At 59.7% G+C, this 15,892-nt stretch carries 14 protein-coding genes and 1 tRNA gene; 13 read left to right on the forward strand and 2 right to left on the reverse strand.

Features of this window, described 5'->3' with window-relative positions; all coding sequences use genetic code 11:
- The first annotated feature begins 65 nt into the window (after positions 1 to 65).
- From hemN to AT6N2_RS02815, 8 genes are all read left to right on the forward strand, one after another.
- Positions 66 to 1,415, forward strand: coding sequence for an oxygen-independent coproporphyrinogen III oxidase (gene hemN / locus AT6N2_RS02780; RefSeq protein ID WP_209088298.1), 1,350 nt, complete (start codon positions 66 to 68; stop codon positions 1,413 to 1,415).
- A gap of 114 nt (positions 1,416 to 1,529) precedes the next feature.
- Positions 1,530 to 1,814, forward strand: a complete 285-nt coding sequence (locus AT6N2_RS02785; RefSeq protein ID WP_003495848.1) for an acyl carrier protein — start codon at positions 1,530 to 1,532, stop codon at positions 1,812 to 1,814.
- Positions 1,815 to 1,899: 85 nt separating this feature from the next.
- Positions 1,900 to 2,379, forward strand: a complete 480-nt coding sequence (locus AT6N2_RS02790) for a 3-hydroxyacyl-ACP dehydratase FabZ family protein (RefSeq protein WP_209088301.1) — start codon at positions 1,900 to 1,902, stop codon at positions 2,377 to 2,379.
- Between the two features lie 207 nt (positions 2,380 to 2,586).
- Positions 2,587 to 3,783 carry a beta-ketoacyl-ACP synthase gene (locus AT6N2_RS02795; protein WP_209088303.1) on the forward strand — a complete coding sequence of 399 codons (1,197 nt, stop codon included), beginning with the start codon at positions 2,587 to 2,589 and terminating at the stop codon, positions 3,781 to 3,783.
- A gap of 12 nt (positions 3,784 to 3,795) precedes the next feature.
- Positions 3,796 to 5,076, forward strand: a complete 1,281-nt coding sequence (locus AT6N2_RS02800) for a beta-ketoacyl-ACP synthase (protein ID WP_209088306.1) — start codon at positions 3,796 to 3,798, stop codon at positions 5,074 to 5,076.
- A gap of 140 nt (positions 5,077 to 5,216) precedes the next feature.
- Positions 5,217 to 6,245 carry a zinc-binding dehydrogenase gene (locus AT6N2_RS02805; protein ID WP_144574164.1) on the forward strand — a complete coding sequence of 343 codons (1,029 nt, stop codon included), beginning with the start codon at positions 5,217 to 5,219 and terminating at the stop codon, positions 6,243 to 6,245.
- 5 nt (positions 6,246 to 6,250) lie between these two features.
- Positions 6,251 to 7,180, forward strand: coding sequence for a lipid A biosynthesis lauroyl acyltransferase (locus AT6N2_RS02810; RefSeq protein WP_209088310.1), 930 nt, complete (start codon positions 6,251 to 6,253; stop codon positions 7,178 to 7,180).
- Positions 7,181 to 7,448: 268 nt separating this feature from the next.
- Complete coding sequence (locus tag AT6N2_RS02815) at positions 7,449 to 8,144, forward strand: hypothetical protein (protein ID WP_063948927.1); 696 nt, start codon at positions 7,449 to 7,451, stop codon at positions 8,142 to 8,144.
- A gap of 53 nt (positions 8,145 to 8,197) precedes the next feature.
- Here the strand turns inward: AT6N2_RS02815 and AT6N2_RS02820 are convergent, their stop codons facing one another.
- On the reverse strand, positions 8,198 to 9,001 hold the full coding sequence (locus AT6N2_RS02820) for a TSUP family transporter (protein WP_209088312.1): 804 nt from the start codon (positions 8,999 to 9,001) through the stop codon (positions 8,198 to 8,200).
- Positions 9,002 to 9,182: 181 nt separating this feature from the next.
- Here AT6N2_RS02820 and AT6N2_RS02825 point away from each other — a divergent pair, with 181 nt between their 5' ends.
- The 5 genes from AT6N2_RS02825 to recJ all read left to right on the forward strand — a co-directional run bounded on the left by AT6N2_RS02825 (position 9,183) and on the right by recJ (position 15,409).
- Complete coding sequence (locus AT6N2_RS02825) at positions 9,183 to 10,142, forward strand: nucleoside hydrolase (RefSeq protein ID WP_209088314.1); 960 nt, start codon at positions 9,183 to 9,185, stop codon at positions 10,140 to 10,142.
- Between the two features lie 286 nt (positions 10,143 to 10,428).
- Positions 10,429 to 11,649 carry an LL-diaminopimelate aminotransferase gene (locus AT6N2_RS02830; protein ID WP_063948929.1) on the forward strand — a complete coding sequence of 407 codons (1,221 nt, stop codon included), beginning with the start codon at positions 10,429 to 10,431 and terminating at the stop codon, positions 11,647 to 11,649.
- Positions 11,650 to 11,709: 60 nt separating this feature from the next.
- Entirely contained in the window at positions 11,710 to 13,020 is a 1,311-nt protein-coding gene (locus AT6N2_RS02835) for a homoserine dehydrogenase (RefSeq protein WP_209088317.1), read from the forward strand.
- 265 nt (positions 13,021 to 13,285) lie between these two features.
- The gene (locus AT6N2_RS02840) at positions 13,286 to 13,507 is read left to right on the forward strand and encodes a hypothetical protein (RefSeq protein WP_209088320.1); all 222 of its coding nucleotides are present in this window, start codon (positions 13,286 to 13,288) and stop codon (positions 13,505 to 13,507) included.
- A gap of 93 nt (positions 13,508 to 13,600) precedes the next feature.
- On the forward strand, positions 13,601 to 15,409 hold the full coding sequence (recJ, locus tag AT6N2_RS02845; RefSeq protein ID WP_425292730.1) for a single-stranded-DNA-specific exonuclease RecJ: 1,809 nt from the start codon (positions 13,601 to 13,603) through the stop codon (positions 15,407 to 15,409).
- 127 nt (positions 15,410 to 15,536) lie between these two features.
- Here the strand turns inward: recJ and AT6N2_RS02850 are convergent.
- A tRNA-Glu gene (locus AT6N2_RS02850) sits at positions 15,537 to 15,611 on the reverse strand.
- Positions 15,612 to 15,892: the final 281 nt, after the last annotated feature.

Genomic DNA, 15,892 nt, shown 5'->3' on the forward strand with positions numbered 1-15,892 from the left:
AACTGTCGCAGCCGGTATTGAAAGAGAGGAAATCGACAATTTCTTGATAAAAGGCAAATCGGGTGATGAGTACCGCGCTTCTTTCCAAATATTCCGGGCCCGTTCCGCGTTACACCAGCTACCCGACCGCTCCGCATTTCCATGGGGGAATCGATGATGGTGTTTATCGCGGCTGGCTCGGTGCGCTCACCCACAGGAATCGCCTCTCGCTTTACCTGCATATTCCCTATTGCGACAGGCTGTGCTGGTTCTGTGCCTGCCATACCAAGCACACGCTGAAATACGAGCCGATTGCTATTTATCTTGAGGCACTTAAGCAGGAGATTGCTGCGGTCGGCGCGCTTGTTTCGCCCGATGCGGTGGTGGGTGCCGTGCATTTCGGCGGCGGCTCGCCCACCATGCTTGACCCTGAAGACATGCAGGGCCTGATGGACTGTCTGCGGCGTCACTTCACTTTCGGGCTCGCACCAGAAATCAGCGTCGAGATGGATCCCAACGATCTGGACGACAGCCGCTATGACGCGCTTGCCGCCATCGGCATGTCGCGGGCGAGCCTCGGCGTGCAGGATTTTGATGACAAAGTGCAAAAAACCATCAATCGGATTCAGTCCTTCGAGCAGACGAAATCCGTGGTAGACGCCGTGCGGGCGAGGGGCGTGCGTTCGGTCAATTGCGACATTCTTTATGGATTGCCGTTTCAGACCTGCGAGACACTGAAAACAACTGTCGATCAAATCATATCGCTCGACCCCGATCGTATCGCGCTTTTCGGCTATGCCCATGTGCCGTGGATGAAGAAACACCAGTCTCTTATCCCGGAACATGCCCTGCCTGACATTGCCGAACGTTACCGCCAGATGACCATGGCGGGTGAGATGCTCCAGCGCGCCGGTTACAACCAGATCGGGCTCGATCATTTCGCCAAGCCTTCCGATACCCTGTGCAAGGCGGCAGAAGCTGGGGCTTTGCGGCGGAATTTCCAGGGCTATACGACCGATACTGCCGATGCGCTGATCGGACTTGGCGCATCCTCCATCGGCCGCCTGCCGCAGGGCTATGTGCAGAACATGGTGGCGACGGCCGAATATCAGCGCATGGTGCGCAAGGGCGGCCTGGCCGCCGTCAAGGGGATCGAACTGTCGCCTGACGATCATCTTCGCTCGCACGTGATCGAAAGGCTGATGTGCGACTTCTCCGTCGATCTCTCTGACGTGCAGCGCCGTTTCGGCACGGTGAGCCAAGCCGTGAGGGATGAGGCGCAGCAATTTGCCGCTGGCGACAGGGACGGCATTGTGCGTCTGGATGCCGGTATTTTTGCCATAACCGAGGCTGGAAAGCCATTCGTGCGTAACATCGCGGCAATCTTTGACAGCTACCTCGGCAATGGAAGGGGCCGGCATTCGGTTGCTGTTTAGGCAACAGTTTCAGGGCAAATTTCAAACTTGCGTCACGAAACCATTGGCTTTTTTGCGCGACTTGCCTATGTGGTGCGTCAGACAGAATAATTCAGACGAACGACAATAAGGATTATGGGCGTGACAGCTACATTCGACAAGGTTGCCGACATTATCGCCGAAACCAGCGAAATCGACCGCGAAACCATTACGCCGGAGAGCCACACGATCGACGATCTGGGCATCGACAGCCTCGACTTTCTTGATATCGTTTTTGCGATCGACAAGGAATTCGGCATCAAGATTCCGCTCGAGCAGTGGACGCAGGAAGTCAACGAAGGCAAGGTTTCCACCGAAGAATACTTCGTGCTGAAGAACCTCTGCGCCAAGATCGACGAATTGCGCGCGGCCAAGGGCTGAGACGAAGATGCCCGCGTCGAGCGGGCATTTCTTTTTAAAGCTCGCCGTCATGGCGGGTTAAACCGACCAGAGACGGGCCGGACGGATGCTGCTTGAATATTTTCAGATGATCGACAAGGTTGAAGCCGTGGACATGGTGACGCGCACGTTGAAAGCGCGGTCTGTCGTACCTGAAAAAAGCCCTGTTTTCGAAGGCCACTTTCCCGGCATGCCACTGGTTCCGGGTGTGCTTCTGATCGAGACCATGGCACAGGCCTCCGGCATGATGGTTCTGGCGTTTTCCGACTTTGCCTCCATGCCGTTCCTGATGTCGGTCGATAGCGCCAAGATGCGCACCTTCGTGGAGCCCGGCGCTATTCTGGATATCGAAGCGGTGCTTGAGCATGACGGTTCAGGCTTTGCGGTGACCAAGGCCAAGATCACCAGCGACGGCAAGAAGGTCTGCGACGCGCAGCTGAAATTGCGCACCATGCCCTTCAGCGAAATACCGCTCGGGCCAATCGTCAAGAAGCGTGCCGAGGAAGTCGGCCTGATGGCGGCGATCGCCGCGGATGCTCAGAAGTAAATATTTCTAATCGTTTCCAAGGAGAGCGTTTTTCCCGTCGGCCCGTTTCTGACGCATGAAAATCGTGGGTTCGGGACGACGGATCGGGCCTTCGGCATTGCCAATCTGCGTCGCGCGCTTTATTCCGCAACGCATGACGTGGTTGTTCACAACCGCTGTGGATAGCCGTGACCGCCTCACGGGGCCGGCTGCAAAGGATGACAGACGATGAAATCTGACAATGATGTGGTGATAACAGGGGTCGGCATCGTGACCTGTCACGGCGTTGGCAGCCAGGCGCATCTGGCGCTTCTTTCTGGAGCCGCCGCGCCGGCGCCGGTTGTCGAGACCGAAAAATTCAAGCCCTACCCCGTTCATCCCATGCCTGAGATCGACTGGTCGGCCCAGATCGCCAAGCGCGGCGACCAGCGGCAGATGGAAAACTGGCAGCGTCTCGGTGTTTTCGCCGCTGGTCTTGCGCTCGATGATGCCGGCCTGAAGGAAAACGCCGAAGCCTGCGCCACCATGGATATGATCGTTGCTGCGGGCGGCGGCGAGCGCGACATCAATGTCGACACGCTGATCGTCGACGAAGCTTTGAAGCGCAACGACCGCGAAAAACTGCTGAATGAAAAGCTGACGACCGAACTGCGCCCGACGCTGTTTCTCGCCCAGCTTTCCAACCTGATGGCCGGCAATATTTCCATCGTGCACAAGGTCACAGGGTCGTCCCGCACCTTCATGGGCGAAGAAGCGGCCGGCATTTCCGCCGTCGAAACCGCATTTCATCGCATTCGTTCAGGCGAATCGAGCCACGCTCTCGTAGGCGGCGCCTTCTCCGCCGAACGTCCCGACATGATCCTGCTGTTCGAAGCCATCGGCGCGCATGCGCAGGGAGCGTGGCAGCCCCTGTGGTCGCGCGAAGGGCATGAAGGCGGCGGCATGATCTCCGGGTCGCTCGGAGCCTTCCTGGTTCTTGAATCGCGCAAACATGCCAGTGAGCGCGGCGCGCGCATCTATGCCCGCATCGACGCCATCGAGGGTGACCGCGGCAGCCGCGACGACGGCAAGATGGAAAAGCGCATGGAGCGCCTGCTTGCGCCCGCAACGGATAGCGCCGCGACCGTGGTATTTTCCGGCGCCAGTGGCCTCGACGACGTAACGGCGCGTGAGAAGCACATTCTCGAGAAAACTTTGCCGAAGGCCGCCATTCGTGGTTTCGGTGGTGTCACCGGTCATGGACTCGAGGCGCAGTTTCCGCTCGGGCTCGCACTGGCGGCGCTGACGCTTGAAAGCGGTGCCAAGGTTCCTACCTTCGACGCAAATGCGGAAAAGCCAATGGGCGAGGCGGCGACCGAGGCTGTCGTCACCACCGTTGGCCATGTCCGTGGCGAAGGTGTCGCCGTTCTGTCCCGTGACGTGTGAGGAGAATAGACCATGACCAATTTTAAGGATCATCTCGGTCGCCCGATCGTCGCCGTCACCGGCATGGGCATCATCACCTCGCTCGGTCAGGGGCTTCAGGACAACTGGTCGGCGCTGACGTCAGGCAAGTCGGGCATCCACAAGATCACCCGTTTCCCGACCGAAGGGCTTTCAACCCGGATCAGCGGGACGGTGGATTTCATCGATATTCCGGTTCCGAATTCGGTCGAGCGCTCCTATGCCTTTGCCCGCGAAACCACCATAGAGGCGCTGGCTCAGGCTGGCATCTCCGGTGACTTCGACGGCCCGCTGTTTCTCGCGGCACCGCCGATCGAGCCGGAATGGAGCGCCCGTTTCGAACTGGCCGACCGGTCTCCGCCGGCCTCCCAGCCGGGTGACGCCTATGAGCGGTTCCTGACGGCCTTCCGTCAGCGTCCCGATCCGACATTCCAGGAAGCAGCACTTTTCGGTGCGATTTCCGAACGCCTTTCCGACCGTTTCGGTACCCGCGGCCTGCCGGTCACGCTGTCGACCGCCTGTGCATCGGGCGCGACCGCGATCCAGCTTGGTGTCGAGGCCATTCGTCAGGGCCGCACCGAGCGGGCTTTGACGGTTGCGACCGATGGTTCCGTCAGTGCCGAAGCACTGATCCGCTTCTCGCTGCTCTCGGCGCTTTCGACCCAGAACGATCCGCCGGAAAAGGCTTCCAAGCCGTTCAGCAAGGATCGCGATGGTTTCGTGATCGCCGAAGGGGCCGCAACGCTGGTGCTGGAATCGCTCGAAGCAGCCGTCGCTCGCGGCGCGAAGGTTCTCGGCATCATCAAGGGGGCAGGGGAAAAGGCTGACAGCTTCCACCGTACGCGCTCTTCGCCCGATGGCGGCCCGGCGATTGCGACGATCCGCGCGGCCCTGGCCGATGCGGGCGTGGCCGAAAGCGATATCGGCTATATCAACGCCCACGGCACCTCGACGCCCGAGAACGACAAGATGGAATATGGCTCGATGCTGGCCGTCTTCGGCGAAGGCCTGAAGAACATTCCGCTGTCGTCCAACAAGTCGATGATCGGCCATACGCTGACCGCCGCGGGTGCCGTGGAAGCGGTGTTCTCGCTGCAGACCATGCTGACCGGCACCCTGCCGCCGACGATCAACTACAACAATCCCGATCCGACCATCACGCTCGACGTGGTGCCGAATGTGAAGCGGGATGCCGAGGTCGGTGCGGTTCTGTCGAACTCCTTCGGGTTTGGCGGGCAGAATGCCAGCCTTGTCATGACGCGGGAACCGGCTTAACCGGTTCGTTACAACAGGGGCGTTTCCGAATGACTTGCGGAAACGCGCCCGTTTCTTTGATTTCGCATTCCAGCCGCAAAACCGTTACAGAGTTTTGCTGGAATGATTTTAGATAACGCCTTCGGGCGAAGGACTGATATATGCGCGCTCTTCAACTCGTCGACGACCGGAAGCTCGAAAAAGTGGACCTCCCCGAACCGGACGCTCCGGGCCCGGGCGAGGTGACGCTGCGCGTCAAGGCCGTGGCGCTCAACCATATCGACGTGTGGGGCTGGCGCGGCATGGCTTTCGCCAAGCGCAAGATGCCGCTCACCATCGGTGCGGAAGCCTCCGGCGTGGTCGAGGCGATCGGTCCCGGCGTTTCGAATGTGCTGCCCGGTCAGTTGGTGTCGGTCTATGGCGCGCGCACCTGCGGCCTGTGCAAGCCCTGCCGCGAAGGCCGCGACAATCTGTGCGAACATGTCCAGGGCGTCCACGGTTTCCATCTTGATGGTTTCGCGCAGGAAAAGATGAACATTCCAGCCCGCCAGCTCGTGCCGGCACCGCCTGGCATCGACGCGGTTGCCGCTGCCTTGGCACCGGTGACGTTCGGTACCGTCGAGCACATGCTCTTTGACAATGCCAAGCTAGAGCCGGGCGAAACCATTCTCATCCATGCCGGCGGTTCCGGCATCGGCACGGCGGCGATCCAGCTTGCCAAGAAGATGGGCTGCACCGTCATCACGACGGTCGGATCCGACGACAAGATCGAGCGGGCGAAGGCGCTCGGAGCCGATCATGTCATCAACTACCGGACCGACCGTTTCGAAGGCGTCGTGCGCAAGCTGACAAAAAAGAAGGGCGTCGATGTCGTGTTCGAGCACGTGGGCAAGGACACCTTCGTCGCCTCCATGTTCTCGCTGAAGCGCGGCGGCCGCCTGGTCACCTGCGGCTCCACCTCGGGCGTTTCGACCGAAATCAACCTGATGATGCTGTTCCAGCAGCAGCTGAAGCTGCTCGGCTCCTTCGGCTGCCGCATGGAAAACATGGCCAATGCCATGCAGAAGATGGCGCGCGGCATCGTTCATCCCGTCATCGATACCGAAGTCACCTTCGACGATATCGACCGGGCGCTGGAGCGCATGGAGACGCGCCAGGTCTTCGGCAAGATCGTGCTGCGGATGGACTGAGCATCTTGAAGCTATTCCTGACACGGATTGTCCTGAAACTGGACCACTTCCGGCAGTGGCTGATTGCGACATTCGCCTTTGGCCTTCTCAATCTGCTGAAGCTTTTCCCCGCCGATGCGGGTATTCGCGCCGCTGACCGGCTGGCGCGCTTGGTGGGGCCGAAAACCGGCCGCCACAAGCTGATGCTTTACAATCTGGCCCGCGCTTTTCCGGAGAAATCCGAGGAGGAGCGGCTGGAGATCGCGATGGACAGCTGGGCTAATATGGGCCGGCTCGCGGCGGAATATGTGTTTCTCGACCGGCTGTTCGATTTCGATCCGGACAAGAACGAGCCTGGCCGCATCGAGGTTGAGGGCATCCCGACCTTCATGGAGCTACGCGACCACCCGCGGCCCTTCATCGTGTTTACAGCCCATAGTGGTAACTTTGAACTGTTGCCGGTTGCGGGTTCCGCCTTCGGCCTCGATGTAACGGTGCTGTTTCGTCCACCGAACAATCCGTTCGTCGCTGACAAGGTCTTCAACTTCCGCAAGGAGCGTATGGGCAATCTCGTGCCCTCGCATGCCGGTTCCTCCTTCGCGCTGGCCAGGCAGCTGGAAAAGGGCGGTGGCGTGGGTGTTCTTGTCGACCAGAAATTCGGCAAGGGTCTGACAACCAAGTTCTTTGGCCACGAGGTGCGGACCAACCCGCTTCTCGCAAAGCTCGTTCGACAATTCAACTGCGATGTTTATCCCGCGCGGTGCGTGCGTCTGCCCGGCAATCGCTACCGGCTGGAGATCGAGCCGAGGGTCGACATTCCGCGTGACGACAGGGGAAATGTCGATATTCAGGCAACGGCGCAGCTTTTGAACGACAAGGTTGAAAGTTGGGTCCGCGAATATCCTGAACAATGGTTGTGGTATCACGACCGCTGGGATGTTAAGCACCGCATCTGACTGTTCTCGACGCGTTGTATTTTGTGATTTTACAAGTTTCGGCGCAGTTTTTGCGGTTTTCAATCTTTTTTCATTTCAGCGGAACCTCATTTCTCGTTCATGGATTATCGAAATTGAAAAAATAGTCGTCGCTGTGATAATTTATTACAGTCCCGTGTCGTGGCAGCCTTTCGTTACGTCATTTTTAAGCGCGCAGGCGCTATAGCTCGGGGCAAGGGGCTCGTCGCGGTTCGTATTGGAGCCAAATGCCCGTTCAGGGAGAGTTGGGTTGAAAGATTTGATTGAATTGTTCTGGCTGCGCTACACGGAACTGCAATCTGCCGTTGGTAAAAACGAGGCGGACAAGATTGCCGTGCTGGAGCGCGAGCTTGAACAGCTCCTCGAACGGGTTGTTGGACGCAAGACGGAAAACTCTGAAGATATCAGGGAACAGTTCCGCTTCGCTATCGACCTCCTCAACCATGAGGCGGAAGATCTGGGCTGCGTGCAGCGCAACTCCGAACTGCTGCGCACGCTGGTCGATCGTTACGTGGGTATGCCCTCGAAGGCCAAGGTCGTTGGCGATGAGGATGAAGACACGCTGGAGTGGCACCATCGCCACCTGATCCTCGATGAGGACATGCTGAACGATCTGGACGAGCCTGTCGTCATCGTGACGCCTGGTTACCGCGTCTCCTTCGCCAATTCTCTCGATGCCTTTCAGCGCAATGCACCGGAGGGGCTCGTCGGTTGCCACATCGCCGAGCTTGTTGGCGTTCACCGGTTCCAGAACGACCTCAGAGAGAAACTCGATAATTGCTTCAAGGGCGACACGTCGAAATACACCTACGCGGAAGATCAGAACGGTCGTACCATCGTGAAGTCGCTTGAGATGTCGCCCTGCTATTCGTCTGCCTATAAACTCGTCGGTGCGATGGTGGTCATCCGCGAAATCGAAGATCGCAGACGCCGCGCCATGGCGTGAAGCCCGCGCACGTCTCTGATGGCAATGGCAAGGTGCGCCGTTTTCTATTCCGGCTAGTTCGGGAATATGGTTTCCCATATAGCGGCGATCGACCATGCGGATGATGCGTCGATCAGTAGCTTCGTCGCCATGGCGAGGCAAGATACCACCAGTAGCGGCCGGATAATTTTTGCCCCGTTCTTCATCGCGAATCGGGAACCGACCTGTGCGCCGATGAATTGGCCCACACCCATGGCAAGGCCCAGTTTCCACAAGACGGAGCCACCGATAGCAAAGACAATGAAGCCGCCGATGTTAGAGCCGAAATTCAGGAGCTTCGTATGGGCGGTGGCTTTCAGCATGCCAAAACCGGCAAGCGCCACGAAGGCGAGCATATAAAACGAGCCAGCGCCCGGGCCGAAAACCCCATCATAAAAACCGATCAGCGGCGCGATCACCAGACCGAAGACAAAAGGCGTGATGCGGCGATGGCTGTCGACGTCACTCATCTGCGGTTTCAGGGCGAAGTAAAGGGCGATGGCGATCAGCAGGAACGGCATGATCGTGCGCAGGACGCTCGAGGGCACGAAGCCGGCAGCGATCGCGCCCAGCGCCCCTCCCAGCATGGCCATCAGGGCCATCGGCAACTGCTCTCGCAGATTGACATGTCCCCGCCGCGCATAGGCTATCGTGGCGGAGGCAGAGCCGAACTGCGACTGCAGCTTGTTGGTGCCGAGCGCATCGAGCGGCGCAATTCCCATGATCAGCATGGCCGGAATGACGATGAGACCGCCGCCGCCGGCGATGGAATCGATAAAGCCGGCAAAGACGGCGACGCAGAAGAGGACGATGAAAACGTTGAGGGCGATGTCTTGCACTTGATGTGTCCGGGCAGGCGGAGGAAGAGGGCTTCTTCTTTCACCGAAAGGCCAAGCGCGCAATCTCTTTCTGTGCTTGCGGCGGCTGGCAGGGGATTGCGGTGCGGCCGCTTATCGTTATGTTTCCGTGGCGCAACGCGGCAAGGCCGGCTGGCGCCAGAGACAGACGGATGAGGGCATTATGCATAAAGTGATATTCGATACGGACCCGGGTGTAGATGATGCGATGGCGCTTCTTTTTCTGCACCGCCACCCCGATATCGATCTGATCGGCGTCACCACTGTTTTCGGCAACGCGCCCATCGATATTACCACCCGCAATGCGCTCTTCCTCAAGCGGGAATGGCAGATGACGGCTCCGGTTGCCAAGGGTGCTGGTGTAACCTTCGATCCCGCCCGCAAGGAAGGCCACTGGCCGACCTTCATCCATGGCGAAAACGGCCTTGGCGATATCGATATTCCTGACACCATCGATCTGCCGCTCGATCCGCGTCCGGCGCATCGCTTCATCATCGAAACGGTGAAAGCCAACCCCGGCGAGGTGACGCTGATTGCCGTTGGCCGCATGACCAATCTGGCCCTGGCGCTGCGGGAGGAACCCGATTTCGCCGCGCTGGTGAAGGACGTCATCGTCATGGGCGGTGCTTTCGATATCAACGGCAACGTTTCACCGGCGGCCGAGGCCAATATTCACGGCGATCCGGAAGCGGCCGATCTCGTTTTCACCGCGCCGTGGCGCGTGGCTGTTGTTGGTCTCGATGTCACGACGAAAACCGTGATGACGAGCGCCTTCATGGCAGAGATGGCAGAGACGGGCGGCAAACCGGTGCAACTGCTGTCCGACTTGTCGCAATTCTACATCGATTTCTACAAGACCCGCACGGGTGACGGCATGGTGGTGCACGATAGCTGCGCCTGCGTCTATCTTGTCGCGCCCGAGCTTTTCGAGACCCGCAGCGGCCCTATCCGCGTCGTCTGCGGCGGTCTTGCCGATGGCCAGACGATCCAGAAGCCTGACGGACGCGCCTTTCCGCCAGGGGATTGGGACGGGCATCCGAGCCAGCTTGTCTGCACCGATATCCAGCCGGAGCGCGTGCTCTCGGTCATCCGGTCGGCAATTGTGAAGGGTGAGCGCGGCTGACGCCGTTCTTGAGCATGGCTTGCCTTGCATTTTGCCAGAATCTGGCGTTATGCAGGTTTCCTGATCATTGTGCGCGATCCTTTGTTGCCGGGCTGAATGGCCCTGCCGGAGGGACGCCACGGTGGCTGCGATGCAGCGTGGGCATTGAAAAGCCTTGTGGGCTTTCCCGTGCTTTGCGTTACAATGAATAACGCCTGCCGGGTCGGTTCGTGTCGGCGGCGTTTCAAAGCAAAAACGAACCGTCGTTATGGGCCGGCAGAACCGGTCCATTCCCATGAGGAAAGAGATGGAAGAGTTTCACAAGGTCCGGCGTCTGCCGCAATACGTCTTCGAACAGGTCAACCGTTTGAAAGCGAGCGCGCGAGCGGGCGGGGCCGATATCATCGATCTCGGCATGGGCAATCCCGATCTTCCGACCCCGAAGGCGATCGTCGACAAGCTTTGCGAGGTCGTTCAGGACCCGCGCACCCATCGTTATTCCTCATCCAAGGGCATTCCCGGCCTTCGCCGCGCCCAGGCTGCCTATTACGCCCGCCGTTTCGGTGTGAAGCTGAACCCGGATACGCAGGTCGTCGCGACCCTTGGCTCCAAGGAAGGCTTCGCCAACATGGCGCAGGCCATCACGGCACCCGGTGATGTCATTCTTTGCCCAAACCCGACCTATCCGATCCACGCCTTCGGCTTCCTGATGGCGGGCGGCGTTATCCGGTCCATGAATGTCGAGCCGGATGAGAGCTTCTTCGGGCCCCTGGAGCGCGCGGTGCGCCATTCCATCCCCAAGCCGCTGGCGCTGATCGTCAATTATCCGTCTAACCCGACGGCGCATGTCGCATCGCTCGATTTCTATAAGGACGTCATCGCTTTTGCCAAGAAGCACGAGATCATCGTGCTCTCCGATCTTGCCTATTCGGAAATCTATTTCGACGAAAGCAATCCGCCGCCGTCGGTTCTGGAAGTTCCCGGCGCCATCGACGTTGCGGTGGAGTTCACCTCCATGTCGAAGACTTTCTCCATGCCCGGCTGGCGCATGGGCTTTGCCGTCGGCAACGAGCGGCTGATCGCGGCGTTGACGCGCGTGAAGTCTTACCTCGATTACGGCGCTTTCACGCCGATCCAGGTTGCGGCGACCCACGCGCTCAACGGTGATGGCTCCGATATTGCCGAGGTGCGTAATGTCTATCGCCGCCGCCGCGACGTCATGGTCGACACTTTCGGCAAGGCCGGCTTTGAGGTTCCGCCACCGGCAGCGACCATGTTCGCCTGGGCGAAGATCCCGGAGAAGTTCCGCCATCTCGGCAGCCTGGAGTTCTCCAAGCTTCTTGTCGAGAAGGCAGACATCGCCGTTGCTCCCGGCATCGGCTTTGGCGAGATGGGCGATGATTACGTCCGTCTCGCGCTCGTTGAAAACGAGCATCGAATTCGTCAGGCCGCGCGCAATCTGAAGCGTTTCCTGTCGAGCGCAGACGAGACGATGCACAATGTCGTTTCGCTGAACGCCCACAGATAAGGGCAACCCAAGGCGGCCGGGCCTCGGCCGCCACCATCACCAGCAATCAGGAACATACCCATGGCAGATTCATTGAGAATCGGCATAGCGGGGCTCGGCACTGTCGGCGCTTCGCTCGTGCGCATCCTCCAGCAGAGAAGCAACGAACTTGCGATTACCTGCGGACGCGCAATTGAGATTATCGCAGTGAGCGCGCGCGATCGTTCGCGCGATCGCGGCATTGATCTCACGGGTATTACCTGGTTCGACACGCCGGAGCAGATGGCGAGCGAAGCCGATATCGATGTTTTCGTCGAACTGGTCGGCGGTGCTTCCGGCCAGGCGGAAAATGCCGTGCGAGCGGCGCTGGCGCGCGGTCTCCACGTGGTGACTGCCAATAAGGCGCTGCTGGCCAAGCATGGCGTAGAGCTGGCGATCCTCTCTGAAGACAAGGGCGCGCTGCTCAATTTCGAAGCGGCTGTGGCTGGCGGCATCCCCGTCATCAAGGCGCTGCGTGAATCGCTTACCGGCAACCATGTGTCGCGCATTTACGGCATCATGAACGGCACGTGCAATTACATCCTGACCAAGATGGAAAAGGAAGGTCTGTCGTTCGAGGCGTGCCTGAAGGAAGCGCAGCGGCTGGGTTACGCTGAAGCCGATCCTGCTTTCGATATTGAGGGCAACGATACCGCACACAAGCTGTCCATCCTCACGACACTCGCCTTTGGCAACAAGATCGCTGCCGACGACATCTATCTCGAAGGTATAACCAATATTTCCATCGAGGATATTCAGGCGGCCGCCGAGCTGGGTTACCGCATCAAGCTTCTCGGCGTGGCGCAGGTGACGGAGTCCGGCATCGAACAGCGCGTGCATCCGACCATGGTGCCGCTTGATTCCGTGATTGCCCAGGTCGATGGCGTCACCAATGCGGTTGCGATCGAATCCGACATTCTCGGCGAGCTGCTGATGGTGGGACCGGGTGCGGGCGGCAACGCGACGGCGTCTGCCGTGCTGGGTGACATCGCCGATATCGCCAAGAGCCGTCCGGGCGCCCAGCAGGTGCCGGTGCTCGGCCGTCCGGCCAAGTCCCTGACGGAGTACCGCCGTGCCAAGATGAAGAGCCATGAGGGCGGGTACTTCATCCGTCTGACGGTAAAGGATCAGGCAGGCGTCTTTGCCTCCATTGCAACCCGCATGGCGGATAATAACATCTCGCTGGAATCCATTGTGCAGCGCCAGCGCGTGCATGTCGAAGGTGCGCCGCAGACCATCATCCTCGTCACCCACGCGACGATGGAAGATGCGATCCGCAAGGCGGTGAAGGCGATCAAGAGCGAGAAATATCTCGTCAGCGAGCCTCAGGTCATACGGATTGAGAGGACCTGAGACGCTAGAGCCGTGTCACACGGGGGCACGGCACTCTTGCCAAGCACGTCGTCATCCTCGGGCGTGCCCCGAGGACGACGACGAAAGACGTTTCGAGTAGGAAGAGAGCGTCCTTTTAGAGTGGCTCGATTTTTTTCGGCGTTTGATATCCCGCTCCTTTTTTGAGCCGGCGACATCCAAAAAATTGTTCGATCCTCTTCGGACCACGCTGGAATACCAAGCGATTCGGCTTTACTGTTGACGATGTTCACCAAGCGAGGGAGGCGTGGCCGTGACATCACTGATCCTGTTCAAGGACAACAGGCGCGAGCGCGCCTTTACGGCGCATCGGCCGCGGCCCCAGGGGGCAAACGACAATATCCGCAGCATGGAATTCGACACACGCGAATACGAGCGCAACTGGAGTTCGCTCGCTGTTTTTTCGTTGCTGCTTCTCATCGGCGCTGTGTCGATCATCAGCCCGTTTTTCTCGATTTTCTCCCTGTGAAATGGTCCATGCGCGTTTTTGCTTGAAAAACGCGTCATCGCCATTTAGCCCCTTCTGAAAGCGCGATGGCGCATCACAGGACGAATGGACGGAATGGCGATGTTGGAGCCGGCCGATACGGTGGTCCGCGCATTTCTGAGCGTGGAGCGGTCGGCAACAGAACAGCGATGGGTGTCGCGGCTGGATCAGGCCGGGCAGAACCGCGCCTTGGCGATGTCGCAGGTCCACGGTATTCCCGAACTGATTGCACGCGTTCTAGCGGGGCGCGGGGTTGGAGTGGATGACGCGCTGGCGTTTCTTGATCCCACGATACGCTCGCTGATGCCCGATCCGCATATGCTGACCGATTGCGAAAAGGCCGCGCAGCGGCTGGTGCGCGCTGTCGAGACCGGTGAGAAGGTTGCGATCTTCGGCGACTATGACGTCGATGGTGCTGCGGCGTCCGCTCTGATGTACCGGTTCCTCGCCCATTTCGGTCTGACACCCGAGATCTATATTCCCGACCGTATTTTCGAAGGCTATGGGCCGAACCCGGCGGCGATGCAGCAGCTCGCCACCAATGGAGCGACGCTCATCGTCACCGTGGACTGTGGCTCCACCAGCCATGAATCCCTTCAGGCCGCAAAGGATGCCGGAACGGATGTGGTGGTGATCGACCATCACCAGGTCGGCACGGAGTTGCCGCCTGCGGTCGCGCTGGTTAATCCCAACAGGGAAGACGATCTGTCGGGGCAGGGGCATCTGTGTGCGGCAGGCGTGGTGTTCCTCGTGCTGGTCGCGACGCTGCGCATGCTGAAGGACAGGCGGCATCGACAGGCCTTTACGCTCGACCTGCTGTCCCTTCTCGATATCGTCGCGCTGGCCACTGTCTGCGATGTGGTTCCGCTGAAGGGCCTCAACCGCGCCTATGTGGTGAAGGGGCTGATTGCCGCCCGTCATATGAACAATGCCGGGCTTGCGGCCCTCTTCAAGAAGGCCGGTCTCGGGGGGCCTGTCACGCCCTATCATTTCGGGTTCCTCATCGGGCCGCGGATCAATGCCGGCGGCCGTATCGGGGATGCGGCGCTTGGCAGTCGCCTGCTGACGATCGATGATCCCTCGCAGGCCGAAGCGATTGCCGAGCGACTGGACCAGCTGAACCGCGAGAGGCAGGCGATGGAAGCGGCGATGCTGGCTGAGGCGGAAGCCGAGGCTCTGTTCGAATACGGCGATGGCTCAGGCGCTGGCGTCATCGTGACGGCGCGCGAGAACTGGCATCCCGGCATCGTTGGGCTTCTGGCTTCCCGCCTCAAGGACCGGTTCCGCCGCCCGGCTTTCGCCATCGCTTTCGATCCGTCCGGCAAGGGCACCGGCTCGGGCCGCTCGATCAACGGCTTCGACATGGGCCGCATGGTGCGGGCGGCCGTGGAGGCAGGACTGCTGGTCAAGGGGGGCGGGCACGCCATGGCTGCGGGCCTCACGGTTGAGCGCGCCAATCTGGGCAAGCTCAGGACATTCTTTGAGGAGGCGGCCGCAAAGACCGTCAATGAGCTGGTGGAGAGCAGCGTTCTCAAAATCGACGGCGCCATCGGCGCGTCTGGCGCCACAGTGCAGCTTGTCGATCAGCTGGAGCAGGCGGGGCCTTACGGGTCAGGCCATTCGCAGCCGATCTTTGCGGTGCCGGCACATCGTCTGCGGGATGTGCGCTTGGTGGGGACGTCGCATGTCAAGATCACGCTGGAGGCCATGGACGGCTCTCGGCTGGACGGCATTGCATTCCGTGCCGCAGAGGCGCCCCTGGGGCAGATGCTGCTGAACGCGCGAGGCAGAAACATCCACGTGGCGGGCACCGTCGGGGCTGATCTCTGGCAGGGCCAGCGGCGCGTGCAGCTGCGCGTTCTGGACGCCGCTTTCGCGCCGTGAGGCGTTTGGGAATTAGCCAAAAACTCCACGAAAAACACGACTGGCGGACAGGAAAAATGCGTCACGCAATCTCAATGCGTTGCATCAAGACATTCGATCATGTTTTTGATTTTTTGGGAGAAGCAAGTGGCACGCCCTAGGGGAGTCGAACCCCTCTTTTCAGAATGAAAATCTGACGTCCTAACCGATAGACGAAGGGCGCGTGCGCTTGTGGTGTGGCGCCCTTATAGTCAGGCTCCCGTTGCTCCGCAAGCGGTAAATTTGATTTTTTTCGCTCACGGACGTGTTTTTTTGGCAGGGCGGAAGGGGCTGTGGAAAACCCGGTTGGACCCGCGCAAATCCTTGAATTACCGCTTCAATCTCGCGCAGCGCGCGACGCGGTGCGGATGGGCAATGTCCATATCGATAACGCCTGGCTGGCAGCGCTCACCCTTGCTTTGAACGTCTTGATGATCTCGGAGAGGGGAAAGGCAAGCTGGGTGA

The organism is Agrobacterium tumefaciens (assembly GCF_017726655.1).
In the GTDB taxonomy this organism is placed as follows: Bacteria; Pseudomonadota; Alphaproteobacteria; order Rhizobiales; family Rhizobiaceae; genus Agrobacterium; species Agrobacterium tumefaciens_B.

Excerpts from the sequence above, each read along its gene's own strand:
- AT6N2_RS02785 (WP_003495848.1), top strand. The coding sequence starts at position 1,530 with ATGGGCGTGACAGCTACATTCGACAAGGTTGCCGACATTATCGCCGAA.
- AT6N2_RS02795 (WP_209088303.1), top strand. The coding sequence starts at position 2,587 with ATGAAATCTGACAATGATGTGGTGATAACAGGGGTCGGCATCGTGACC.
- AT6N2_RS02790 (WP_209088301.1), top strand. The coding sequence starts at position 1,900 with ATGCTGCTTGAATATTTTCAGATGATCGACAAGGTTGAAGCCGTGGAC.
- AT6N2_RS02835 (WP_209088317.1), top strand. The coding sequence starts at position 11,710 with ATGGCAGATTCATTGAGAATCGGCATAGCGGGGCTCGGCACTGTCGGC.
- AT6N2_RS02830 (WP_063948929.1), top strand. The coding sequence starts at position 10,429 with ATGGAAGAGTTTCACAAGGTCCGGCGTCTGCCGCAATACGTCTTCGAA.
- AT6N2_RS02800 (WP_209088306.1), top strand. The coding sequence starts at position 3,796 with ATGACCAATTTTAAGGATCATCTCGGTCGCCCGATCGTCGCCGTCACC.
- AT6N2_RS02805 (WP_144574164.1), top strand. The coding sequence starts at position 5,217 with ATGCGCGCTCTTCAACTCGTCGACGACCGGAAGCTCGAAAAAGTGGAC.
- hemN (WP_209088298.1), top strand. The coding sequence starts at position 66 with ATGAGTACCGCGCTTCTTTCCAAATATTCCGGGCCCGTTCCGCGTTAC.
- recJ (WP_425292730.1), top strand. The coding sequence starts at position 13,601 with ATGGCGATGTTGGAGCCGGCCGATACGGTGGTCCGCGCATTTCTGAGC.
- AT6N2_RS02825 (WP_209088314.1), top strand. The coding sequence starts at position 9,183 with ATGCATAAAGTGATATTCGATACGGACCCGGGTGTAGATGATGCGATG.